Source organism: Glutamicibacter sp. 363, from assembly GCF_052379505.1.
Lineage (GTDB): Bacteria > Actinomycetota > Actinomycetes > Actinomycetales > Micrococcaceae > Glutamicibacter.
This window is the reverse complement of record NZ_JBQSYR010000008.1, coordinates 105206-127556: the sequence shown is the minus strand read 5'-3', so window position 1 is coordinate 127556 and position 22351 is coordinate 105206. Positions and strand designations below refer to the sequence as shown.

Here is a 22351-nt window from a genome sequence, read left to right as displayed (position 1 = left end):
TCAAGTCAACGTGGATTTCATTTTTGGCTGGCTACCGCCGCTACGCTAGAGCGAACGCAGGAGCACCGCGGTGCCCTGGCCGCCACCGCCGCAGATACCGACGGCCCCGAGTGAACCGGAGCCAAGTTCCTGCAGCTGGCGCGCCAGCGTACCGATGATGCGAGCGCCGGAGGCCCCGATCGGGTGGCCCAGCGCGATCGCGCCGCCGTGCGGGTTCACAATCTTGGCCTCAAGGCCCAGCGTGGCCGTCGACTGCACCGAGACGGCGGCGAAAGCCTCATTGATTTCCACGACCTTCAAATCCGCGGCCTGGGCCCCTGCCTTTTCCAGCGCGGCATTAATCGCGTTGGACGGCTGGTCGTGCAGGGTGCGGTCCGGGCCGGCGACAAATGCGTGGGAGAGGATTTCGGCCAGTGGCTTCAGCCCCAAGCGTTCCACGGCGCCATCGCTTGCCAGCACGACCGCGGCAGCGCCATCGGTAATCTGCGAGGAGTTGCCGGCGGTCACGGTGCCGTCCTTGGCGAAGGCGGGACGAAGACCCGCGAGGGATTCGACGGTAGTCTGCGGGCGGATCCCGTCGTCGGCAGCAAACACGGTATCGCCCTTTCGGCCGCTCACCGTGAAGGGTGCGATTTCTCCGGCAAAGAATTCCTCGGAGGCCGCGGCGCGCTGGTGCGAGGCCGCAGCGACCTCGTCCTGCGGCTGGCGGCCGAGCTTCAGCGTGGTGTTGTGCTCCTCGGTGGAGATGCCCATGGAACGCTTCTCATGCGCATCGGTCAAGCCGTCATAATCCAGGGTGTCAAGCATTTCAATGGCACCGTACTTGGTGCCCGCGCGGGCACGCTGCACATGCGGCGCCAAGGACATCGATTCCTGGCCTACGGCCAGCACCACATCAACCTCGCCGCTGGCGATCAGCCGTTCGCCGGCCACCACGGCTTCGGCGCCCGAAAGGCATACCGCGTTCAGCGTCATCGCCGGAACCTCCAGCCCCACCCCGGCGCCGACCGCGGTCTGGCGTGCCGGGTTCTGCCCCGCACCGGCCTGCAATACCTGCCCGGCAAAAACACGCTGCACCTCGCTCGGTGCAACTCCTGCCCGTTCCAGCGCTGCTTTGGCCGCGTGGGCGCCCAATTCGGTCGCGGGAATGCTTGCCAGCGCGCCGTTGAATCGCATAAACGGGGTGCGTGCGTAACCTACTATTTTGACGCTCATGCTGTGAGGTCCTCCTGGAGTTCGACGTTGAATTCGGCTGCGGTGATGTCCTTGATGCTTTCGGGAGTTTCACCCGGGGCCACTTGGCGTAAGACCAGTTCTGCATTAACGATGTCGAAGACGGCGCGGTCGGTGATGATTCGATCCACCACGCCCACACCGGTCAGCGGCAGACCGCACTTTTCCACGATCTTCGAGCTGCCGTCCTTGGCCATGTGATCGGTGAGCACGATGACCCGCGGGGTGCCGGCCACCAGATCCATGGCGCCGCCCATGCCCTTGACCAGCTTGCCCGGGATGGTCCAGTTGGCCAGGTCGCCGTTGGCGGCAACCTGCAGCGCGCCGAGGATCGCCGTTTGCACATGGCCGCCGCGGATCATGCCAAAGGACGTGGCCGAATCGAAGAAGCTTCCGCCGGGAAGAATCGTCACCGTCTGCTTGCCGGCGTTGATCAGGTCCGCGTCTTCTTCGCCGTCGATGGGGAAGGGGCCCATGCCCAGCAGGCCATTCTCGCTTTGCAGTTTGACCGAGACACCCGCCGGTAGGTTGTTCGCCACCAGGGTGGGGATGCCGATCCCAAGGTTCACGTATTGGCCGTCGGTCAGTTCGCTGGCGGCCAGTGCCGCCATCTGGTCTCTAGTCCACATGCCTATGCCTCCTGCTTCGGGCGGACGGTGCGCTGTTCGATGTCCTTGACTTCGTCGGCATCGACGAGGGTCTTCACGAAAATACCCGGCGTTTCCACCAAAGACGGATCGAGGTAGTCCGCAAGGATGTGCTCGGCCTCGGCGAAGGTATGTCGGCCGGACATGGCGGCAAGCGGGTTGAAGTTCTTCGAGGTCATGCGGTAGCGCAGATTGCCTTCGCGGTCCGCCTCGTAGGCGCGGACCAACGCGATGTCGGCGACGATGCCGCGTTCCAAGATGGCCTGCTTGCCGTCGAATTCCATGACTTCTTTACCTTCGGCCACGGGGGTGCCAACGCCGGTTGGAGTGAAGAATGCGGGGATCCCGACGCCCCCTGCGCGCAAGCGTTCGGCCAAGGTTCCCTGGGGGACGAACTCAACTTCGAGGTCTCCGTTGAGGAACTGTTGAGCGAAGAGCTTATTTTCCCCCACATAGGAAGCAAGCACCTTGGAGACCTGCTTGTTCTCCAGCAGTATGCCCAGTCCTTTGCCGTCCACGCCCATATTGTTGGACACGATGGTCAGGTTGCGGGCGCCCGAGTCGCGCAGGGCGGTGATCAGCCGGTTAGGTATTCCGCTGAGCCCAAAACCGCCGACGGCAATGGTCATTCCGTCCTTGACCACTGCGGCAAGTGCCTGGGCGGCGTCTTCGCGATACTTCGTTGACATCTTCTAACTCCATCCGTCCATATTATGGATTTGAGTGTTCCCTACCTTCGAAGGTAGTAACTCCAAGTCGATAGCTCAATAGCTAAGAGAAAAGAATCTGATATTGCTCGATAGGTGAAGAACAACCGTCCATTCGTTCACATTATGGACATTTCGAGGAGTGGTTACCGCGCCGCCCAAAGCGCATCCGCGCCATTGCGTTGGGCCGCTTATTGAAAACGTCATGTTCCCCATATTATGGACTGCCGTCGTTCATAATATGGTCATGAGCAAATCTCCTGCCGGTGCACAGGTCGTCGGACGCTTGGCCGCGGTATTGCGTGCGGTCAGCACCTCCATGCCGGAAGGAATCACGACCACGCAGGTCGCGCGGCTTACCGGGCTCGCGCGGCCGACGGTGCACCGGCTGCTCACGGCGCTGGTAGCCGAAGGCTTCTGCGACCACGACCACCGGGCGGGGCGCTGGCTGCTGGGCCCCGAGCTCTATCTGATGGGTGCGGTAGCGGCCGAACGCTACGACATCAGCGAGCTCGCCCGGGGGCACGTGACCGCGTTGGCCGAAGAATCCGGGGAGAGCGCCTTTCTCTCAGCCCGGCGCGGAGATGAAACGGTCTGCCTGCTGCGCCAAGACGGAGCATTCCCAATCCGTTCCTTTGTCCTCTACGAAGGCCGGCGCTTCCCGCTCGGGGTCGCCTCGGCAGGCATCGCGATTCTCGCCTTTCTTCCCGAAGAGATCGTCGAACGCTATCTGGCTGGCAGCAACCTCGTGGCCGAGTACGGCCAAGCGCACAGCGCCAAGCAATTGCGCCACAAAGTGGAAGAGACCCGCACCCTGGGGTACTCGGTCAATCCGGGGCTCATCGTTGAAGGCAGCTGGGGGATAGGAGCCGCGGTCTTCGACGCCTCGGGCCAACCGGCCTGGGCGCTGAGCCTGACCGGAATCGAATCGCGCTTCGAGGTGGCCCGGCAAGAATCGCTGGGCCAATTACTGCTGCACCACGCGCATGAGCTGTCGCTGAAGCTTCGCGGATCGGGACTGCCGGCCAACAGATAGGCCAGGTCGGCCGATCCCACGCCAGGTGGCTGGGATTCTCTGGGTGTCAACGACGAGCTGGGCATTTTTCTCGGGTAACGTACGAATCAGATCGCCCGAGCACGAAGAGGAAAGCTGGCATTGGTGAACACCATCCCGCAAGGTTTATTAACCCCGCAAATCCTGGTCGACGTTGAGATCCTCGAGCGGAACATCGACCGTGTGGCGCAGAACGTTGCAGGCAAGGGACTTGCCTTGCGACCGCACGCGAAAACGCACAAGATGCATGAGATCGCCGCCCTCCAGCTCGATTCCGGAGCAGTGGGACTGACGGTCGCAACCATCGGGGAGGCCCTGACCTTCGCGCTGCACGGGGTGGCGGATCTCTTCGTCGCGTTCCCCTTGTGGGTTTCCGAGGTCCAAGCGGCACGCATTCGCAAGTTGCTGCGCTATGTCAGGCTCTCCTTGGGCACAGACTCCGTGGCAGCCGTCGAGCAGCTTGCCCGGCAACTGGGAGACAAGGCCGACAAATTAGGATTGATGATCGAGATCGACAGCGGCCACCACCGCAGCGGTGTGCCTCCCCGAGGCGCATTGGAAGTCGCCCGCGCCGCCCGCGAGGCCGGGCTGAACGTCATCGGCATTTTCACCTTCCCCGGTCATAGTTATGCACCGGGCCGGCCGCAAGCGGTCGCCGCGGAAGAACAGCAAGCGCTCGCCGGGGCGGCCGGCTTGCTCCGCGAAGACGGCTTCGAACTCAAACGCATCAGCGGTGGCTCCACTCCCACGGCAGAGCTTGCGGACAACTCGCTGCTGACCGAGGTCCGCCCCGGGGTGTACGTATTTGGCGACGCGCAGCAGTTCGAGCTGGGACGCTGCCGCTGGGAAGACATCGCCTTGAGCGTAGCCTCCACGGTGGTCAGCCGGCATGAAGGGGACGAACTCATCCCGCGGCGGATCGTCCTGGACGCGGGCAGCAAGATCCTGGGCGGTGACCGCCCCGCCTGGGTGAGCGGGTTTGGCCGAATCCTGGAAAATTCGGACGCGCGGATCAGTGCGGTGTCCGAACACCACGCGACGGTGCTCTGGCCCGAGGGCCAGCCGCTTCCGGCACACGGGGAGCAACTCCGCGTGATCCCGAACCATGTCTGCGTGGCGGTGAACCTGGTGGACCAGGTCACTGTGGTCCGCGCCGGCGAGGTAATCGAACGCTGGGACGTGGCCGCACGCGGATTGAACTTCTAGCGAAGTTGCCTTAGAGCGCTAGCGGATCCGCCGCAATGGCCGGGGACCAGCTCTTCGCGCTGCGCAGCGCGGCGTGCAGTTCACTGCCGCAGGCCGCCTCGATGAGTTCGCGGTCTCCGACGACAACCAGTAGGCTCCGGGCACGGGAAAGACCCACGTAGAGTTGCTCCACGGCGCGCGACATATCTTTGAAACCATTGATACACAGCACCACCACCGAACGTTCTAGCCCCTTGAATCCCAACACATGCCCGTAGAATTCCTGATCATGGGCGTGGAACGCGGGCCAGTATTCAGAGTCGATGGTTCCTTGCTCGAAGTGCTCCTGGTGTATCGGGTGGCGACGATTGGTCGTGAGCAACGCGATCTGGTTATTTGCCCAGCCCTCGCTAATGAGCGGATCCACGCAATCCGAGGCGATGTCCACCGCTTCTTCGGTAGAGCACGCGACAAAGCGCACCGGAACTCCCTGCCCGCCACGGGGTTTGATTTGTGCTCCGGCCAGGTTTTTGAACGTTTCGGCGATCCGGCGAGTGTTGCGTAAGTTGTCATCTACGTGGATGGATACCAGCGGTGCCGCGGTGCCAAAACTTCCGCCGAGGTCCTCACCGTTCCATCTCCGGTAGACATCCTGCCGGACGTCCATGAAGGCATAGATCTTGCCCTGCAATGGGTCTTTGGTACACGCAAGCAGTGCCTCCCACCATTCGGGGGCAAAGTCTTGGGCCTCATCGACAACGATCGCGTCGAGCTTCTCTTCCTCGGGCAGCCGCAGTGCCAGCTCGCGCAGCAGCCGCGGCATCTGCACGTCGAAGTAGTCTTGTCCGCTGCCGTTGGGAACTCCGAGGCTGCGGGCGTACTCATGGAATTCTCCGATATGCACGGGTTTATTCTGTCTCCAACCGCTCACCTGTTTCTTTAGGTAATGGCCCAATCCTTTGTTGTAGCAAAATAGCCCCACGCGCGCATTGCCCTTGGCCAGCTGTTTAGCTTTTTCAACCGCCATCCATGTTTTTCCGCTGCCGGCTCCACCGATGAATTTCACTCGGGGAAGTGCCCGCGTTGCGCTCAACAAGATGGCCTGACGTGCGGTGAGATGTTCTTGCAGGTCTTCGTTTTCCAGAGCTTCGGAAGTTTCCAGATGCTCGGGTGTGAAGTCCGCCGCCAGATGCCGGGCGATGCGTTGCGCGAAGGACTGTGCCAACGCCGAGTAACCACCGCCTAGCTCTTCGATGGCGCGACGCAGGTAGTTCGCGCTTTGCTTTAGATCGTTTTGGTCCATGAGCAGATCACGGGGCATATCTGCCTTCTGCCAATTCGCCGGAACCTCCGTATATGGCAGGCACACCACGTGGGCGAAGCGACTGTTCAAGGGGGTGCCGGATTGTTCGGTAATCCACTTTTTAAAGGCGTGCGCCGCGCTCTGGACTTGGGCCATGGGATCTTTCATATGGTGCCGGCCGTTGCTATCGGACTGGTACCAGGCGCTGTTCTCTACGCCTACCAATCCGCCCTTGACCTCAATCGCCACAAGCCCGACTCCAGGCCACAAAATCAGCAAGTCGATCTCATGTTCAACGGCTCCGTGGCGTACCGCGACCGAGTGGGCGAGGATGGCCTCTTGGGGTAAGGAACGACGTAGCTCTTCCCAGACGGCTTTCTCGGCAGACTGGCCATCGGAAAAATCAGGTTCTTCTGGAATGCAGTGGACCATTGTCCCCCCTAGAGAATTTGCGGCACCTATTCAACGACACGCATTGGTTCGAAGTCTATGTGTGCCAGCGCTCCGGAAGCGATCAAAAATGCCTATTGAAGAGCAATAAGTCCAAAGCAACGCCCGGTGCCTAGGATTTAGCCACTAGCCACTGTCCTCAATTAGTTGGAGGAATCCTATTCGCTGGGAAGCTGGTCGTTAGGCACCTGGCGAGTCTCTCGGCCAACGTGGGGCGGTCTCGGTGACGCGCCGGCTGATCAGCAAACGGCCGCTCAATACTTGTCCACAATGGGTTATAAACCCGCTCAAACCGTCGGGATCCGGCGAGATCATTGAACATGGGACTACAAGACATTTTTCAGAGCGACGATGATACTCATCGTCTTCCGTTGAGCCCGCCAGGGCATCGGGATGCTTCCCACCCTGACGGGTTGTTCTCTTCCTTGGTGGAGCATGAGAAGTATTTCGGCCAGATCGCGGCGCTGGCTACCGAACTCTACAACCTGCCGCCGTTGCAGGATCCGGGCTCAGGGCTGGTGCGGTTGCAGAAGCTCGCGAGGCTGCGGCGCATGCTTGACGCGGCCGAAGCGGTGACTCTTTCGGATTCGGTGGAACTGGTCGCGCAGGTCGTTGCCGAAAATAGTTGTGCGGATCCGAAGACGGAGACCGAGCAGCAGCGCCGTGAGCGGATCAGCGCGAATTACTATGGTGTGGATCCGGCGTCCGAGCAGATCATCCGTTCGAATTTCGTTGCTGAAGCCGCTGTGGCGTTGCGCGAGTCTGAGGAGAAGGTGCGGGGGAAGCTGTTTATTGCCGATGGGTTGCGCCATTTGTGCACGGGGACGCTGGATGCTTTGGCTGCTGGGGAGATCACTACGAAGGCGGCGGGGGATATTGTCAAGCAGGCTCAGGATCTGGGGGCTGCTGATATCCGGCGGATGGAGCATGTGCTGTTGCCGATGGCGAAAACCGCCAGTGATGCGGCCGTGAGCCAGCGGGCGAGGCGGATGCATGACCGGTTGAATCCGGTCTCGGCGCAGGAGCGTCATGAGGCGGCGAAGGAGTCCCGGGCGTTGACGCATTGGAGCGAAGCGGATGGGATGGCGGCGTTGAAGCTGCGGGCTCCGGCGGCGGATATTATTTCCATGGTTAATACAGTGAAGTATTTTGCCAGGCATGATGTGGATCCGGGTGATTCGCGTACTCAGGGGCAGCGGGAGGCTGATATTTTCCGGGATGCCCTGCTCGATGGGTGGCCTGCGACGGGTGGTACGCCGTTGAAGACGCGGGTGGCGTTGACGATCCCGGCGGTGGAAACCTTGGCGGATCCTAAGCGGGCGTTGGCGGATTTGGAGGGGTATGGGCCGATTCCGGTGGGCACGGCCTTGGCGTTGGCGAAGGACGCTCCGTCGATGCTGCGGGTGCTGACCGATCCGTGGACCGGGGCCGCGATCGATGTGGGGCGGCAGAAGTACCGTCCTTCGCAGGCGTTGAAGGATTTGTTGCGGGTGCGGGAGGTGCATTGCTGCTTCCCGGGGTGCCGGCGCACCGCGGAGACTTCGGAGATTGATCATGTGGAGGATTGGGCCAAGGGCGGGCACACGGATCGGAGTAATACGAAGTTGCTCTGCAAACGGCATCAGATGTTGAAGCACGCGTTGGGGTGGCAGTCGATTTACCGCCCGGATGGGTCGGTGAGTTGGCGGACTCCTCATGGGTTGGTGTGTTTGGAGTTGCCGGGCAGTGTTGAGGTGGTTCAGAACTTTGATCATGTTCATGACCGGACTCCGGTGCGGGAGGTGGGGTTGAACGATCGGGTGCGTCGGGTGTTGGGTTGGGCTGATCCGCCGGATCGTATCGCCAGCTAGGAGGGTTGTTGGGTTTGTTGGGTGAATGATTTTTTCGTTCACTGCCGCTGGTTCATATCACCTATCGAACGTTTGTTTTCCGGTTGCCGGGGGGCGCGGTGCTCTTGGTGCCGGCTTGAGCCTGTTCCTGTTGCTTATTGGCTGGTTGGTGGTTGGGTTCGGTGGCTGAATGAAAAATATTCTCAGTCAGTGGTCTGGTTCTTGAGGCGCTAGGCAGACATGCTGATGGGGCGGGCTAGCCGTGTGTGGGTGAATGAAGAATTTATTCACTCATCGTCTTGCACCAGGTTCGTGGATGGCGGTCCGGTTGCAGCGGAACGGACTCCTAGTGCCCGGAGATTATCAGCTGAGGCAACGGGTTGATCGTCATCTGCTGGAGCAACTCGAAACCCCCATGAAAAGTTGCGTTGCCGACCGTGCCGAGGCATTGGCGAACTACGCCGAATCGTGAATTCCAATGAGCCAGTTCCGCTGAATAATCACCGAAAGTCCACCTCGCGTTTAACCTGAAACCGTGGGTATCGGGCATGATTGTAGGCATGGAGAATACTGCCGCACCGGCCTGGGTAGCCAACTATCAGCCAGGCGTCCCTGCCGAAATCAAGCTTCCCACCGAGTCGTTGAGTCATATGTTTGAGCGTTCGGTCCGCGAAGCCGGTGAGAGCCCGGCCACCGAATTCTTCGGTCGACGGATGAGCTACCTCGAATTGGGCCAACAGGTCGAGAGGGCGGCCGAGGGGCTGCGCCAGCTGGGCGTGAAGCCCGGTGACCGGGTAGCGCTGGTCCTGCCCAACTGCCCGCAGCACGTCGTCGCGTTCTACGCGGTGCTTCGGCTGGGTGCGGTGGTTGTGGAGCACAACCCGCTGTACACCTCGCGCGAACTACGCCACCAGTTCGAAGACCACCAGGCGCGGGTGGTGATCGCCTGGGACAAGGTCGTGCCGAACCTGCAGCAGTTCCCCAAGGACGTACGAATCGATACGATCGTCGCCGTCAATTTGCTTGAGGCATTCCCGGCGGTCAAGCGCCTGGCACTGAAACTGCCGGTGAAAAAGCTGCGCGAGACCAAGGACTCGCTGACCGCCTCCACGTCAGGCACCATGGCATGGAAGCAGCTGCTGAAGTCCGGGCGACTGGATCCGGACTATCGATACCCCGAGGTGCAGGATCTGGCGGTCATCCAGTACACCTCGGGAACCACCGGGCGTCCAAAGGGCGCAATGCTTACCCACTACAACCTGTATGCCAATGCGTTGCAGGGCGAGGCTTGGATGGAAGGCGCCGAAGAGCGCAAGGAAATCCTGTATGCGATCCTGCCGATGTTCCATGCTTTCGGAATGACCCTGTATCTGACCTTCGGGGTGAAGAAGCAGGGACTGCTGGTGCTCTTCCCGAAGTTTGAACCGCAGATGATCCTGGATGCGTGGAAGAAGTCTCCGGCCACCGTGTACTGCGCGGTCCCGCCGATCTACGAGCGCACCGCCATGGCGGCCAAGGAGCAGGGCATTTCGCTGCGTTCGGCCAAGTACTGCATCTCGGGTGCGATGAACCTGCCAGATCATGTGGTCGAGCTCTGGGAGTCGATGTCCGGCGGACTGCTGGTCGAAGGCTATGGGATGACCGAGTCCTCGCCGGTGGCCTTGGGCAACCCGTTCCACCCCACACGTCGCAACGGCACCATCGGAGTGCCATTTCCTTCGACCCTGATGAAGGTCGTGGATGTCGATGAGCCAAGCCGCGAGGTGGCGCAGGGCGAAGCCGGAGAGCTGCTGATCAAGGGGCCCCAGGTGTTCCGCGGATACTGGAATAACCCGGAGGAGACCGCGAAAACGCTGACCGAGGACGGCTGGCTGCACACCGGCGACGTAGTCACCGTCGACCAGGACGGGTTTACCCAGATCGTTGACCGGGCCAAGGAGCTGATCATTACCGGCGGCTTTAATGTCTCGCCCAGCGAGGTGGAGAACGCGCTGCGCCAGCATTCAGATATTGCCGACGCCGCGGTGTTCGGCAAGGCACTGGAACGGGGCGGTGAAATGGTGGTCGCCGCGGTGCAACTCGATGAAGGCGCGAGCCTGGACGAGGCCGACCTGCGCGAACACTGCCGGACCTTGCTGGCGGCCTACAAGGTGCCTAAGCGGATCGTTGCCATCGAGGAGATGCCCCGCTCGATGCTGGGCAAGGTGTTGCGCAAGCAGGTCCGCGACCAGTTCGGTGAAGGGCTCTAGCGCGAACGATACGGTTTGAACCAGCCATGCCGCGGTTGCTAACGCAGCCGCGGCATGGCTGTGAGCAGCGCTCGGGTGTACTCGTGCTGCGGGTCGCCGAACACGTCGGCGGTAGCGCCCTGCTCGACAATGCTTCCCCGGTACATCACCGCTACGGTATCGCTCATATGCTCGATCACCGACAGGTCGTGGCTGATGAACAGGTAGCTGGTGCCGGTCTCTTGCTGCAACCGATCCAGCAGGTCCAGGACGGTCGCCTGGATCGAAACGTCCAAGGCCGAGACCGGTTCATCCAAGACGAGCACCTTAGGCTTCGGAGCCAGTGCGCGGGCGATCGCCAAGCGTTGGCGCTGTCCGCCGGAAAGCTCGCGTGGATTTCGCGAGCTCAGGGCAGGGTCCAGTTCCACCTGTTCAAGGAGCCGGGAGACTTGGGTCCGGTAGCTCGCGCCGCGTTTGCTGCGTCCGGCGGAGAGCGCATCGGTGAGCAACTGACCCACGCTATAGCGTGGGTCAAAAGAACCCAGCGGATTCTGGTAGATCGCCCCGATGTTTTCGCGCAAGTGCCGGCGCTGGGCTTCGCGGTGCGGGGCAAAGTGCTCCCCGAGCAGCTGGACGGTGCCGGTATCCGGGCGCTCCAAGCCGAGCACCATGCGCGCGGTGGTGGTCTTGCCCGACCCGGATTCACCGACCAGGCCCAGCGTCTGTCCTTGCTGAACGACAAAACCCGCCCCCTGCACCGCGGCATGTTTGCCGAAGCTCTTGGACAGGTCCTCCACCACCAGAGCCGGCATCCGAGCAGGCCTCGCCGGTTCTTGAGCCACGACAGCCGCCTTCGGGGGAGCAAGGCTCAAGGGCTCGAAGCGGGGCACCCCGGAGGGGATGGCGCGCAGAAGAGTGCGCGTGTACTCGTGCTGCGGGCGGTTCAGCACCTGGTCGGTCTCGCCGGCCTCGACGATCTTTCCGGCACGCATCACCGCGATCCGATCGGCCAGATGGGCCACTTGTGCCAGGTCGTGGCTGATCATCAGCACCGCCCGGCCCTCGTCTTTGAGCGCCCGGAGTTGCTCGAGCACCAGCGCGGTCAGCCGGGAGTCCAACGCGGTGGTCGCCTCGTCGGCGATCACAACTTGCGGGTCCCCGATCATCGCTTGGGCAATGAGCACGCGTTGGCGCATGCCACCGGAGAGTTGGGAGCTGCGCTGCTTCATCCGCCAAGCAGGCTCGGGAAGATCCACCACTTCCAGGGCCTTGCGGACCTTCGTGGTGCGCTCGGACTTGGACAGCGAGCTGTGTTCCTTCAGCGCGTCGGCAATTTCGTGGCCCACCGGGCGCAACGGATCCAACGCCATGAGCGCATCTTGCAGGATCATCGCCACGGAATTTCCGCGCAGCTGCTGCCAGTCCCGTTCGCTCATCGCGGTGGCGTCCTGCCCCAAGACCATGAATTTTTCGGCGCTGACCTTGCCGCCGGAGAGCCCCAGCAGGCTGCGGGCGGTGACGGACTTGCCGGACCCGGATTCACCAACCAGCGCCAGGCATTCCCCGGCGGAGAGCTCGAAGGAGACCGAGTCCACCGCGAGCTGCCCGGCGAAGCTCACCGAGAGGTTCTTGACATTAAATAAAGGACTCATGCGGCATTGACCTTTCCGCCCAAGGAACGTCCGATCAGCGTGGCCCCGGCGGCCACCACCACAATCGCCAAGCCAGGGAAGAAGCTCAGCCACCAGGCCAGATGCAGGTAGGTGCGCCCGGCCGAAAGCATGGCACCCCATTCGGGAGCCGGCGGCGGAGTGCCCAAGCCGAGGAAGGACAGCGCGGCGGCCCAAATCACCGCCTGCCCAATGCCCAGGGTCACCAACGCCAGCAGGGGGCGCAGCGCGTTGGGCACCAGGTGGTTTTGTACCTTCAGCCAGGTGCCGCGGCCGAGCACCGTGGCGGCTTCCAGCATTTCGGAGTTCTTCACAGAACGGATCTGGCTGCGCACCAAGCGGGCGTAGCCCGGCGCGGTGGATAAGCCAACGGCAACGATTGCCGGCCCGACCCCGGGGCCGGTGAAGGCGATGATCAGCAGTGCCAGCAGCAGCGAGGGCACCGCGTAGAGGGCTTCGAGCACACGCAAGATCGCACCATCGAGCCAGCGCGGGGCAAGGGCCGCGGCGGTACCCAGAACTAGGGCAATGCCCATGCCCAGAGCCGTGGCGGCCAGGCCGATATACAGCGAGTCGCCGGCACCATGGATGACGCGGGTGAACACGTCGCGTCCCGATTCATCGGTCCCCATCGGGTGCGCCAGGCTCGGCGCGTGGAATGCCTGCGCGGGGTCAACCGCCAGGGGGTCGCCCGGGGCGATGAGCCCCGGCGCAAGCGCCGTAAGGAGCCAGAAGAGGATAAAGACGGTGCCGAGAATTTTGGCGGTTCGGCTCATGATTCTGCCCCCGCCGGATTGATGAGGCGTTCGAGGGCTTCGGTCAGCGCCATCACCACGATATATACGAGGGCGGAGAACAGCGCGATGCCGGTGACCATGGGAATATCACGGGAGAGCACCGCCGAAAGCAGGGAACGTCCCAGTCCCGGACGGGCGAAGATCGCCTCGACAACCACCGCTCCGGAAAGCAGGGAGGAGAAGGCCCAGCCGGTCAACCCCAAAGCGGGCAGCGCCGCATGGCGCAAACCGTGGCGCCAGAACACCGTCAACCGGCTTTCACCGCGGGTTCGGGCGGCCAACGCGAACTGGCTTCCCAATGCGGTGGACAGCGAGTCGCGCATCAACTGGGTGAGAAAACCTGCCAGCGGCAGCGCGAGGGTGAGCACCGGCAAGACCAGTCCCGACCCGGTCCCGTTGTCCACCGCAGGGAACCAGCCGAGCATCGAGGAGAAAAGCATGATCAGCACCGCACCGAGCCAGAAGTGCGGCACGGCCGCGGCAATGATCTCCACCGCGTTGCCGACCCACTGGCCCACCCGCGTGGCACGCATGGCCAGCATCGCAAAGATGAGCGACAGCAACCAGGCCGCCGCCAGTGAGATGAGTGCCAGCGTGATGGTCGGTGGCAGCACCTCGGCGATGACCTGCAGAACCGGGTCCTTCAGCGCATAGGAGGTCCCGAAATCCAGGCGGATCAGCTTGGCCAGAAACATGAGGTACTGGGTAATCAGCGGAAGGTCCAAGCCATACTCGCTGCGCGCGGCGGCCAGGGCCTCGGCCGAGGCCTGCGAACCCGGGCCGCCCATAATCGCTTCGGCCGGATCGCCGGGGATCAGCCGCACGCCGATGAAGATGGCGGTGGCCACCAGCCACAACACCACCAGCGCGCCGCCAACCTTGCGACCCAACCAAGCGAGCATTTTCATCTCTGGACGTGTTCGATGGCTACTTGTTCAGGAACACGTTGAAGTAGGTCGGTGAGGAGACCGCGGTGGTTTCACCCATGCCGTGCACGTTCTTCGAAAACAGGAAGTGGTTCTGCTGATCGTAGAGCGGGAGCACGTAGTAGCCGTCCAAGACCAGGCTCTGCGCCTGCTCGTAGAGCTCTGCGCGTTCGGCTTCGTCGTTGCTCTGCTCGGCTTCCACCAGCAGCCGGTCCAGCTGCGGATTCTTGATCTGCGCGTTGTTTGCAAAGTAGCCGCTCGGCGCCGGGACGGTGGAATCCGAATGGAACAAGATGCGCAGCACGCTCGGGCCGACCTTGGTGTACGGTGCCGAAACGAGGTCGTACTCGTGTTGCGCCAGAGCGCCGTACCAGCTGGAGAGGTCGAGCAACTCGATCTTGACCTCGAAGCCAACGGTTTTGGCGGACGCCTGCATCTGCTCGAAGAGCGACTGCTCGGCCGGAACCGACTGGTTCGTGGATACCGGGAAGCTCAGGCTCAGTCGCTTGCCGTCCTTGGTTCGGTAGCCCTGTGCATCGCGTTCGGTCCAGCCTGCCTCGTCGAGGAGCTGATTGGCCCGATCGACATCGGTGCCGAATTTCTCTTCAGCTGAAATGCCCAGCGGTTCAACGCTTGAAAGCAGCGAGTAGCTGCGCTCGGCGGCATTGAAGTACAGCGCGTCGATTCCGGTGTTCACGTCGAGGGAACGGATGAACGCCTCGCGCACCGAGGCGTCGTCAAAAGGCGCCTTGGAGCTGTTGAGCTCCACCCGGTTCGAGGCTCCCGGACGCGGCGCCGCGAGGTGGCCCAGCCCGCCCTCGGTGGCGGTGGCGATGGTGTCGGGCTGCGGATTGTCGATCACGTCGACCTCGCCGGACTGCAGGGCCGCATAGCGGCTGGCGGCCTCCGGGATGAAGCGCCAGGTGATGCCGTCCAGGAAGGCGGTGGAACCGTTCCGCTCGGCATCTGCCACCGGTGGGGCATAGTCTTCGTAGCGCACCAGATTGACCGCCTGCTGGCGGTCCCAGGACTCGACCTTGAACGGGCCGGTGCCTGCCGGGGCGGCGCAATTCGCCGCCTGGTCGCGCTTGAGCCCTTCGGGGGACTGGATTGCCGTCCACGGCATGGACAGCGACTCGAGCAGCGCGTTATCCGGGGCGGAGAGCTCCAGCTGCGCGGTCAACTCGTCGACGATCTTGATTTCGGAGACCTTGCCGACGGCAAGATAACCGGTAGAGGACGCGGTATTCGGATCCTGCAGGTGCTCGATATTGGCCTTGATGGCTTCGGCGGTGAGCGCGGTGCCGTCGTGGAAGCTGATCCCCTCACGCAGCGTGATGGTACGGGTCAACCCGTCCTCGGAGACCTCGGACTTTTCGGCCAGCCACGGGATGATCTCACCCTTGGCGTCCTTGCTGAACAGCGATTCCATGAACTGCGAGGCCACCAGCGCCTGCGGATAGTTTCCTCCCACATGCGGGTCCAGGCAGTTCGGCTCGGCGTCACCCGAGGCGTAAACCAGCGTCCCGCCGGCGACGGGTTTCAGATCCTCGGTGGCCGAGGGATCGGAGGTGGTGGAGCAGCCTGCGATGAGGGCTCCGGCCAGCGGGAGAGCTAGTGCTCCGGTGAGCAGGCGGGTGGCGCGCTGTGTTCGTTGCATGAACGGTGAGTGACCTTTGAATAAGTGAGCGATGACGTAGACAACCTTAGTCAACCAAGGCCGAAAGGTCAGATCGTTTCCCTGCCAGAGGAAGCGAGAGCCGAGCCATCGACCTTGGCTGACCGGTTGGCCGGCGTGTTACTTTTCGCTGGCGACGGTGAAGCGGCGGTTGTTGTGCGCCGGGGTGTCGATTTCGTCGAGGATCGCTACCGCGAAGTCCTGGGTGGAAACGAAGTCGCCGGCAGGGGAGTTGGCGCCGAGCGTGTAGTTGCCGGTGCGGGTGCCCGGTGCGATCACCGGGGCAGGTGCTGCCAGGGTCCAGGTGATGCCCGACACCGAGGTGAACATGTCGTAGACCGCGCCGCAGGTGACCGCCTCTGCCTTGTATTCTTCTGGGAAGCCCGGGGTGTCGAACAGCCGCACCCCGTCGATCTCGGTGGCGCCGGCTCCGCCGACGACGACCAGGCGCGCCGGAATAAGGGTTTCGGTGATCTCCTCGAAGGCGTCAAGGTATTCCTGGTGGTCGCCACCGGTGCGCGATGGCGGCACGGAGATCACGACGACGTCGTGGTTCTTTCCCAGGTCGCGGTAGGCGGCGGTGTCGCTGAGCTCGGCAGTGGCCGCGCTGGTGCCTTCGACGGTTTTGCCGCTGCTGCTGACGGCGGTGACCTCGTGGCCACGGCGCAGCGCCTCGGCGGTGATCTGGCTGCCGACCATTCCGGTGGCCCCGTAAACTGCAATCTTCATGATGATCCTCTCGTAGCTGTGTTCTTCACCCTTATAGTATCCTTTAGATACCGACTACTTCAAAGGAACTTGGTTACCAAATGGATAGCGCCCTCACCTACAACGTGCTTGTGCAGGACTGTCCCTCACGTGAAATTATGCAACGTTTGGGGGATAAATGGACCCCTTTAGTGATGCTTACCTTAGCCCGGGGGCCGCTACGTTTCTCCGCGTTACGCCAGCAGATCGGTGCGGTGACGCCCAAGGTGCTGACCAGCACGCTGCGCATCCTGGAGCGCGATGGCCTGGTGGCTCGCACCGTCACGGCTCAGGTGCCGGTCCGGGTGGACTATGAATTGACCGATCTGGGTCGCAGTCTGCTCGAACCGATGGATGCCATCCGCATCTGGTCCGAGGCGCATGCGGCCAAGGTGCTGGCCGCCCGAGAAATTTTTGACGATAAGTAGGTCTTCTGCCGGCGCGAATTCTGCTGTTCGATGAGTTCCTTGATCGTGGCGGATTTCCCGCGAACAATGAGTGCGAAGAGCTCGATTCGCTGTGGCGCGAAGCGCCGCACTGTGGGAAGGAAGATCCATGACCAACCAGGCCGTATCCAGCCGACCAGCTTTCCTTGACCAGCTTCCGGCGCAACTTTTCATCGCCGGGAAATGGCGCGAGGGGCGCAGTTCTTCCGTTCTGGTCACCCGCAACCCGTTCGACGACGCGGTGCTGGCAGAAATCCGCCAGGCTTCCAGCGAGGATGTGGACGAGGCTTATGCGAGCGCGGCCCAAGCCCAACGCGACTGGGCTGCGCTCATTCCGGCAAAACGTGCTGCGGTGCTCACCAAGGCTGCGGACTATCTGCAAGCCAACTACGATGACCTGGTTGCGCTGCTAGTGGCCGAATCCGGTTCATCGGTGCTCAAGGCGAACGTGGAGGTTTCTGGCACGATCGCCGCAACGCGTGAGGCCGCCACCTTCCCGACCCGGGTGCACGGCCAGATCCTGCCTTCGAACAGCGTGGGCAAGGAAAACCGTGTTTATCGCGAACCGGTGGGCGTGGTGGGCGTGATTAGCCCGTGGAACTTCCCGATGCTGCTTTCCCAGCGCTCGGTGGCCCCTGCGCTGGCGCTGGGCAACTCGGTGGTACTCAAGCCGGCCAGCGATACCCCGCTGGTTGGCGCGCTGGTGCTGGCCAAGGCCTTCGAGGCGGCGGGAATCCCGCAGGGCGTGTTCAGCGTGGTTGTTGGATCGGGCACCGAAATTGGGGACCACTTTGTGGCGCACAGCGTTCCTTCGCTGATTTCCTTCACTGGGTCCACCCCGGTGGGGAAAAACGTCGGCAAGCTCGCCGTTTCGGGCAAGCATATGAAGCGGGTCGCGCTGGAACTTGGTGGCAACGCACCATTTGTGGTGCTCGCCGACGCCAACCTCGAACAAGCGGTCCGCGCCGCTGCCATGGGCAAGTTCCTGCATCAGGGGCAGATCTGCATGGCAATCAACCGGATCATCGTTCAAGGCCCGGTATACGACCAGTTCGTCGAGCAGTTCGCCGCCCATGCAGCCACCATCAAATACGGTGATGCGGCGGAGCCCGCAAATGTGGTGGGGCCAATTATCAACGACGCGCAGCTGGCCAGCGTGCAGGGAAAGATCGCGCAGGCTCGAAGCGAGGGGGCCCGCGAGGTGCTCTCCGGAGAGGTCGTCGGCCGCGTAGTGCCGCCGCATGTTTTCGCCGATGTCACCAGCGAGATGGAACTGTTCCGTGAGGAGATCTTCGGCCCGGTGGTTGGCATCATTAGGGCCGAAGACGAGGCGCACGCGCTCGAACTGGCGAACGACACCGAATTCGGATTATCCAGCGCGGTATTCACCACCGATATTGAAAAGGGTGTGCGCTTTGCCCGCGGGATCAAGGCGGGAATGACTCACATCAATGACATCACCGTGAATGATGAACCACATGTGATGTTCGGCGGGGAGAAGAACTCCGGGTTGGGCCGCTTTAACGGTGAGTGGGCTATCGAGGAATTCACCACCGACCATTGGATCGGGGTGCAGAGCACCGATAAGCAGTACCCCTTCTAGGGATTGCCAAGGATCCTTCGAATGGCCAAGGCGCCCCGGAGCGATGCCTCGTGCTCTCCGGGGCCTCGACGACCAGGCATATGCGCTCTGCAAGGAATCCGGTAGGCAATATCGGCGTGTGAGAATTCCCGGGGGAGCTTGTGGAAACCGGACTCCTGCCCAGTCGCCCGGGGGTTCGGGCAGTGCTGCTGCACCAGCCAAGGGGTACCGGGCCTGGTGCGGCTAGAGGGTGCGTTCCTTCTTGGAATCCGCGGCCGGTGGCATGCGCTGGGGCCGGACCGTGACGATGGGAGTTTGCGAGCTCATGGCGGCATCAACGGTTTCAAGTGCTGCGAGGTTGCGCAGAGTTGTGCGGGTGGGGGTCATCAAGCCCAGCTCGCCGCGCTCGTAGGCGGAGAACAGCACGGCGGGCTGGATCCATTCGGAGTTTGAGGCCTCGGTGGTCTGGTGCACGGGGGCCTGTCCGGGCTGCACCTGAGCCACGTAGAAAAAGGTGTCGAAGCGTTTGGGATTATCCGGAGGCGTGATCCAATTCGCCCAAGGACGCAGCTGGCTCACGTCCAAGCGCGCCCCGGTCTCTTCGAAGATCTCGCGGCGCGCGGCGGCCAGCAGGGTTGCCGCATCGAGGATGGCCTGCTCTTCTCCGTCTTCCCAGATGGAGGAGTCTTCCCAAAGCCATGCGTGCTCGATGGCCAGCGCTAACGGAATATTCCCCGCTTGCGCCTCGGCCAGATCTTGAGCATCGACCCGGCCGCCGGGGTAGACAACCATGCCAGCTGCGAAGTCCATGGTGGAAACCCGGTGTTGGATGAAGACCTCCAGGCCTTCGTTTCCCTCGCGGATCATCAGGACGCTTGCGGCACGTCGCGGCGTCACCGGCTGCATATTCGGGTCAGTAGAGGCGGAATCCATAAGTCCAAGTATGGCCGAGAACCGAGGCGGAACCGCGCACTGTGACAAATGGGGCGTTCGCTGGAACCGCTTTGGGCGGCGCGAGGCGAGTTCTTTGACCCACGGGCCATGCGTCGCATTTCGAGCGCAGTTCTCGGAATTCCCGCCCGCTGCTGGCATCCTAAACTCTTCGCAATGGCTGTAGTGTGGGTCACAAGTAGCGGTGGTCAGATAGGGGTTAGTGATGTTTGGACTAAATGAGGAGCAACGTGAGCTGGTGGAGGCAGTCCGCGAATTTGCTACGGAGAAAATCGCTCCGCATGCCCTCGAGTGGGACGAGAAGCAGCATTTCCCCGTCGATGTGCTCGCCGAAGCCGGCGAATTGGGGATGGGCGGCATCTACGTCAGCGAAGCCTATGGCGGGTCCGGGCTGAGCCGCAGCGACGCGGTGCTGATCTTCGAAGAACTATCCAAGGCTTGTCCCACCATTGCGGCCTATATCTCCATCCACAATATGGTGGTGTGGATGATCGACAGCTTCGGCACCGAGGCGCAACGAGCCCAGTGGCTGCCGGGCATGGTGGCGATGCAGGATCTGGGATCCTATTGCCTGACCGAACCCGGGACCGGATCGGACGCTGCGGCGCTGACTACCAGTGCGGTCCGGGACGGCGATGAATATGTGCTCAACGGGGTCAAGCAGTTCATCTCCGGCGCGGGTTCATCCGCGCTCTATCTGGTGATGGCCCGCACGGCCGATACGGGCGGGCGGGGGATCAGCGCTTTCTTGCTGCCCGCCGATGCGCCGGGATTGTCTTTCGGGGCCAAGGAAAAGAAGATGGGCTGGAATGCGCAACCTACCCGTCAGGTCATCATGCAAGACGTGCGGATCCCCGCCGGCAACCTGCTAGGTGCCGAAGGCGATGGTTTCTCCATAGCGATGCGCGGGCTCAATGGCGGCCGGCTGAATATCGGTGCCTGCTCGATCGGCGGCGGGCAGCTGGCCCTGGAGAAATCCGTGGCCTACCTCAAGGAGCGCGAGGCCTTTGGCGGTCCGCTCACGCGCCAGGAGGCGCTGGTCTTCAAGCTAGCCGATATGGATATGGAATTGGAAGCGGCGCGCACGCTGCTGCGCCGGGCAGCGGCAGCCCTGGACGCGCAAACTTCCGACGCGCTGCGGCTGTGCGCGATGGCGAAGAAGGTGGCTACCGATGCCGGGTTCAACGCGGCCAATACCGCGATCCAATTGCATGGCGGTTATGGCTACCTCAGCGAGTACGGGCTGGAAAAGATCGTCCGTGATCTGCGCGTGCATCAGATCCTGGAAGGCACAAATGAGATTATGCAGCTGATCGTGGGGCGCGGGCTGGTCGATTCCTAGGTCCTGAAATCACAGGCATCACCGGGTGCCGCCGCGCACGACGGCTTTGCAAAAGCGCACACCTTTTTACGGTTTCCGCGCATCGGATCCGTTGACTCCTTCGAGAGGTCGCCATAGTTTGGGATTGTAACCAGAATCGCGGTTCGGGTTTGGTGCAAACGCGCACCGCACAATCTGGCTTCGGGGCCAGCTGCTATTAGCGGCGCCCCACGAGGAAAGGCGTCACTCGTGAATCGAACCGGCAAGGTTTTGGCTGCGCTGTCCCTCGGCGGGGCACTGGCCTTGACGGCCTGCGCGCCCACCGCGGAAACCGGGAACACCGACGGGGGTGAGTCGGGAGCAGTCGAAGACTCGGTGAACGTTGGGATCATCTACTCCAAGACCGGCCCGCTTGCTGCCGAGGGAGACGCCTACTACGAAGGCCTGCAAGCGGGACTCGACTACGCCACCGATGGTACGGGCCAGCTGGGGAACTTCGAACTGAACATCACCTATCACGACGACGGCGGCGACCCGGACCAGGCAGCCGCGGTGGCCGGAGAGCTAATCGGCGAGGACTACAAGATTCTGGCCGGAACCGCCTCTTCGGATATCGCCCTGACACTTGCCGACCTGGCAGCCCGGGACAAGGTCCTCTACATTTCCGGCCCGGCCGTCTCGGATGCCATCTCCGGCGCCAACAAATACACCTTCCGCTCCGGAGGCCAGTCCATGCAGGACGCGGCCACCGCCGGCGCCTTCCTAAATGACTTGAACGGCAAGCAGATCACCGTTTTCGCCCAGGACAACACGTTCGGGCAGGGACATCTCGCAGCGGCAGAAGCAGCCCTTGGACTGCAGGGCGCCAACGTCAGCAACCTTCTCGTGCCCGAAGACGTCACCGATTTCGCAGCCTTCGCCCGGCAGCTGGTGGATGCCAAACCCGACCTCATCTACGCGGCCTGGGCCGGAGCATCCTCAGATTCTATGTGGCAGGCATTGGACCGGCAGGGCGCCTTCGACATTGCTCCCATCGTCACCGGGCTGGGCGAGGCAGCAACCTATGGTGCCTACGGTGGCGCGGGCGAGAAGATTTCCTTCTTCAGCCACTACTTCCCGGGCGCTGCAGGCACCGACGTCGAAAAAGAGATGATCTCCTCTATTGAGGATGCGGGCAAGGAAGTCGGTCAGTTCTCCCCGGATGGATTTGTGGCAGGGCAGATGATTGCCCGGGCCGTGGGCGAAGGCGGCAACGACGTGGAGCAGATGGTCACCGCCTTGGAGGGCTGGCGCTTCGAAGGACCTCAGGGCGAAACCACCGTGCGTGCCTCGGATCATGGACTGGTGCAGAACATGTACCGGGTGTCCTTGGCCAGGGAGGGCGAGAAATGGATACCGGAAGTGGTGGAGACCGTGCCGGGCGAGGACATCGCCCCGCCCGAGATCGTCAACTAGTCTTCGTGAGCCACGCAGCAGCCTGCTCGGAATCAGACCATCCGGCGGGTTGAATTCGGTTCTCCCGAAGCACTCCGTAGCCACGGCATGGACATCGCGGAAGGAGTGTTACCAGTTGAGCAAGTAGCGCGGTCCCGAGGTC

18 protein-coding genes are annotated in these 22351 nt (G+C 62.4%); 8 read left to right on the top strand and 10 right to left on the bottom strand.

The window, feature by feature from the left end:
• Window positions 1-45 precede the first annotated feature (45 nt).
• The 3 genes from ACT3UA_RS06730 to ACT3UA_RS06720 are packed head-to-tail and all read right to left on the bottom strand — an operon-like array spanning window position 46 to window position 2569.
• Entirely contained in the window at window positions 46-1215 is a 1170-nt protein-coding gene (locus ACT3UA_RS06730) for an acetyl-CoA C-acyltransferase (RefSeq protein WP_096286850.1), read from the bottom strand.
• Window positions 1212-1862 (bottom strand): 3-oxoacid CoA-transferase subunit B, encoded by a 651-nt coding sequence (locus tag ACT3UA_RS06725; RefSeq protein ID WP_096286848.1) that lies wholly within the window; start codon window positions 1860-1862, stop codon window positions 1212-1214. Before ACT3UA_RS06725 ends, ACT3UA_RS06730 begins: the two co-directional genes overlap by 4 nt.
• A 2-nt stretch (window positions 1863-1864) precedes the next feature.
• Window positions 1865-2569 carry a CoA transferase subunit A gene (locus ACT3UA_RS06720; RefSeq protein ID WP_096286846.1) on the bottom strand — a complete coding sequence of 235 codons (705 nt, stop codon included), beginning with the start codon at window positions 2567-2569 and terminating at the stop codon, window positions 1865-1867.
• Between the two features lie 265 nt (window positions 2570-2834).
• On the opposite strand from ACT3UA_RS06720, the gene ACT3UA_RS06715 reads away from it, so the two are divergent.
• Entirely contained in the window at window positions 2835-3623 is a 789-nt protein-coding gene (locus ACT3UA_RS06715) for an IclR family transcriptional regulator (protein ID WP_096286929.1), read from the top strand.
• Window positions 3624-3746: 123 nt separating this feature from the next.
• Complete coding sequence (locus tag ACT3UA_RS06710) at window positions 3747-4847, top strand: alanine racemase (RefSeq protein WP_096286927.1); 1101 nt, start codon at window positions 3747-3749, stop codon at window positions 4845-4847.
• Window positions 4848-4857: 10 nt separating this feature from the next.
• On the opposite strand, the gene ACT3UA_RS06705 is transcribed toward ACT3UA_RS06710, so the two are convergent.
• Window positions 4858-6561: an NERD domain-containing protein gene (locus tag ACT3UA_RS06705; RefSeq protein ID WP_096286844.1), complete on the bottom strand. Its 1704-nt coding sequence runs from the start codon at window positions 6559-6561 to the stop codon at window positions 4858-4860.
• 338 nt (window positions 6562-6899) lie between these two features.
• Between ACT3UA_RS06705 and ACT3UA_RS06700 the strand changes: the two genes are divergently transcribed.
• Complete coding sequence (locus ACT3UA_RS06700; protein WP_096286842.1) at window positions 6900-8429, top strand: HNH endonuclease signature motif containing protein; 1530 nt, start codon at window positions 6900-6902, stop codon at window positions 8427-8429.
• Between the two features lie 539 nt (window positions 8430-8968).
• Complete coding sequence (locus ACT3UA_RS06695; RefSeq protein WP_096286925.1) at window positions 8969-10657, top strand: long-chain-fatty-acid--CoA ligase; 1689 nt, start codon at window positions 8969-8971, stop codon at window positions 10655-10657.
• Window positions 10658-10695: 38 nt separating this feature from the next.
• Here the strand turns inward: ACT3UA_RS06695 and ACT3UA_RS06690 are convergent, their stop codons facing one another.
• The 5 genes from ACT3UA_RS06690 to ACT3UA_RS06670 all read right to left on the bottom strand — a co-directional run bounded on the left by ACT3UA_RS06690 (window position 10696) and on the right by ACT3UA_RS06670 (window position 16436).
• Window positions 10696-12288 carry a dipeptide ABC transporter ATP-binding protein gene (locus ACT3UA_RS06690; protein WP_096286840.1) on the bottom strand — a complete coding sequence of 531 codons (1593 nt, stop codon included), beginning with the start codon at window positions 12286-12288 and terminating at the stop codon, window positions 10696-10698.
• Window positions 12285-13082: an ABC transporter permease gene (locus tag ACT3UA_RS06685; protein ID WP_105552823.1), complete on the bottom strand. Its 798-nt coding sequence runs from the start codon at window positions 13080-13082 to the stop codon at window positions 12285-12287. Before ACT3UA_RS06685 ends, ACT3UA_RS06690 begins: the two co-directional genes overlap by 4 nt.
• Window positions 13079-14011, bottom strand: coding sequence for an ABC transporter permease (locus ACT3UA_RS06680; protein WP_096286836.1), 933 nt, complete (start codon window positions 14009-14011; stop codon window positions 13079-13081). The genes ACT3UA_RS06685 and ACT3UA_RS06680 overlap by 4 nt, the downstream gene beginning before the upstream one ends.
• 19 nt (window positions 14012-14030) lie before the next feature.
• A complete protein-coding gene (locus ACT3UA_RS06675) occupies window positions 14031-15689 on the bottom strand; it encodes an ABC transporter substrate-binding protein (RefSeq protein WP_096286834.1) in 1659 nt (552 codons plus the stop codon).
• 138 nt (window positions 15690-15827) lie between these two features.
• Window positions 15828-16436, bottom strand: coding sequence for an NAD(P)-dependent oxidoreductase (locus tag ACT3UA_RS06670; RefSeq protein WP_096286832.1), 609 nt, complete (start codon window positions 16434-16436; stop codon window positions 15828-15830).
• 80 nt (window positions 16437-16516) lie between these two features.
• Here ACT3UA_RS06670 and ACT3UA_RS06665 point away from each other — a divergent pair, with 80 nt between their 5' ends.
• On the top strand, window positions 16517-16882 hold the full coding sequence (locus tag ACT3UA_RS06665; RefSeq protein WP_096286830.1) for a winged helix-turn-helix transcriptional regulator: 366 nt from the start codon (window positions 16517-16519) through the stop codon (window positions 16880-16882).
• A gap of 127 nt (window positions 16883-17009) precedes the next feature.
• Window positions 17010-18503 (top strand): aldehyde dehydrogenase family protein, encoded by a 1494-nt coding sequence (locus ACT3UA_RS06660; RefSeq protein ID WP_096286828.1) that lies wholly within the window; start codon window positions 17010-17012, stop codon window positions 18501-18503.
• A 222-nt stretch (window positions 18504-18725) separates the two neighbouring features.
• On the opposite strand, the gene ACT3UA_RS06655 is transcribed toward ACT3UA_RS06660, so the two are convergent.
• Complete coding sequence (locus ACT3UA_RS06655) at window positions 18726-19415, bottom strand: NUDIX hydrolase (protein WP_444615718.1); 690 nt, start codon at window positions 19413-19415, stop codon at window positions 18726-18728.
• 223 nt (window positions 19416-19638) lie between these two features.
• On the opposite strand from ACT3UA_RS06655, the gene ACT3UA_RS06650 reads away from it, so the two are divergent.
• Together ACT3UA_RS06650 and ACT3UA_RS06645 are read left to right on the top strand one after the other, a co-directional pair.
• Window positions 19639-20775 (top strand): acyl-CoA dehydrogenase family protein, encoded by a 1137-nt coding sequence (locus ACT3UA_RS06650; protein ID WP_096286824.1) that lies wholly within the window; start codon window positions 19639-19641, stop codon window positions 20773-20775.
• 228 nt (window positions 20776-21003) lie between these two features.
• Window positions 21004-22209 (top strand): ABC transporter substrate-binding protein, encoded by a 1206-nt coding sequence (locus ACT3UA_RS06645; protein WP_255248451.1) that lies wholly within the window; start codon window positions 21004-21006, stop codon window positions 22207-22209.
• The last annotated feature ends 142 nt before the right edge of the window (window positions 22210-22351 follow it).

What these genes read in the sequence shown, in the direction of transcription:
- ACT3UA_RS06690 (WP_096286840.1), bottom strand. Translation starts at nt 12,288, where the DNA reads ATGAGTCCTTTATTTAATGTCAAGAACCTCTCGGTGAGCTTCGCCGGG.
- ACT3UA_RS06675 (WP_096286834.1), bottom strand. Translation starts at nt 15,689, where the DNA reads ATGCAACGAACACAGCGCGCCACCCGCCTGCTCACCGGAGCACTAGCT.
- ACT3UA_RS06650 (WP_096286824.1), top strand. Translation starts at nt 19,639, where the DNA reads ATGTTTGGACTAAATGAGGAGCAACGTGAGCTGGTGGAGGCAGTCCGC.
- ACT3UA_RS06715 (WP_096286929.1), top strand. Translation starts at nt 2,835, where the DNA reads ATGAGCAAATCTCCTGCCGGTGCACAGGTCGTCGGACGCTTGGCCGCG.
- ACT3UA_RS06670 (WP_096286832.1), bottom strand. Translation starts at nt 16,436, where the DNA reads ATGAAGATTGCAGTTTACGGGGCCACCGGAATGGTCGGCAGCCAGATC.
- ACT3UA_RS06695 (WP_096286925.1), top strand. Translation starts at nt 8,969, where the DNA reads ATGGAGAATACTGCCGCACCGGCCTGGGTAGCCAACTATCAGCCAGGC.
- ACT3UA_RS06685 (WP_105552823.1), bottom strand. Translation starts at nt 13,082, where the DNA reads ATGAGCCGAACCGCCAAAATTCTCGGCACCGTCTTTATCCTCTTCTGG.
- ACT3UA_RS06720 (WP_096286846.1), bottom strand. Translation starts at nt 2,569, where the DNA reads ATGTCAACGAAGTATCGCGAAGACGCCGCCCAGGCACTTGCCGCAGTG.
- ACT3UA_RS06655 (WP_444615718.1), bottom strand. Translation starts at nt 19,415, where the DNA reads ATGGATTCCGCCTCTACTGACCCGAATATGCAGCCGGTGACGCCGCGA.
- ACT3UA_RS06725 (WP_096286848.1), bottom strand. Translation starts at nt 1,862, where the DNA reads ATGTGGACTAGAGACCAGATGGCGGCACTGGCCGCCAGCGAACTGACC.
- ACT3UA_RS06705 (WP_096286844.1), bottom strand. Translation starts at nt 6,561, where the DNA reads ATGGTCCACTGCATTCCAGAAGAACCTGATTTTTCCGATGGCCAGTCT.
- ACT3UA_RS06660 (WP_096286828.1), top strand. Translation starts at nt 17,010, where the DNA reads ATGACCAACCAGGCCGTATCCAGCCGACCAGCTTTCCTTGACCAGCTT.
- ACT3UA_RS06680 (WP_096286836.1), bottom strand. Translation starts at nt 14,011, where the DNA reads ATGAAAATGCTCGCTTGGTTGGGTCGCAAGGTTGGCGGCGCGCTGGTG.
- ACT3UA_RS06665 (WP_096286830.1), top strand. Translation starts at nt 16,517, where the DNA reads ATGGATAGCGCCCTCACCTACAACGTGCTTGTGCAGGACTGTCCCTCA.
- ACT3UA_RS06700 (WP_096286842.1), top strand. Translation starts at nt 6,900, where the DNA reads ATGGGACTACAAGACATTTTTCAGAGCGACGATGATACTCATCGTCTT.
- ACT3UA_RS06730 (WP_096286850.1), bottom strand. Translation starts at nt 1,215, where the DNA reads ATGAGCGTCAAAATAGTAGGTTACGCACGCACCCCGTTTATGCGATTC.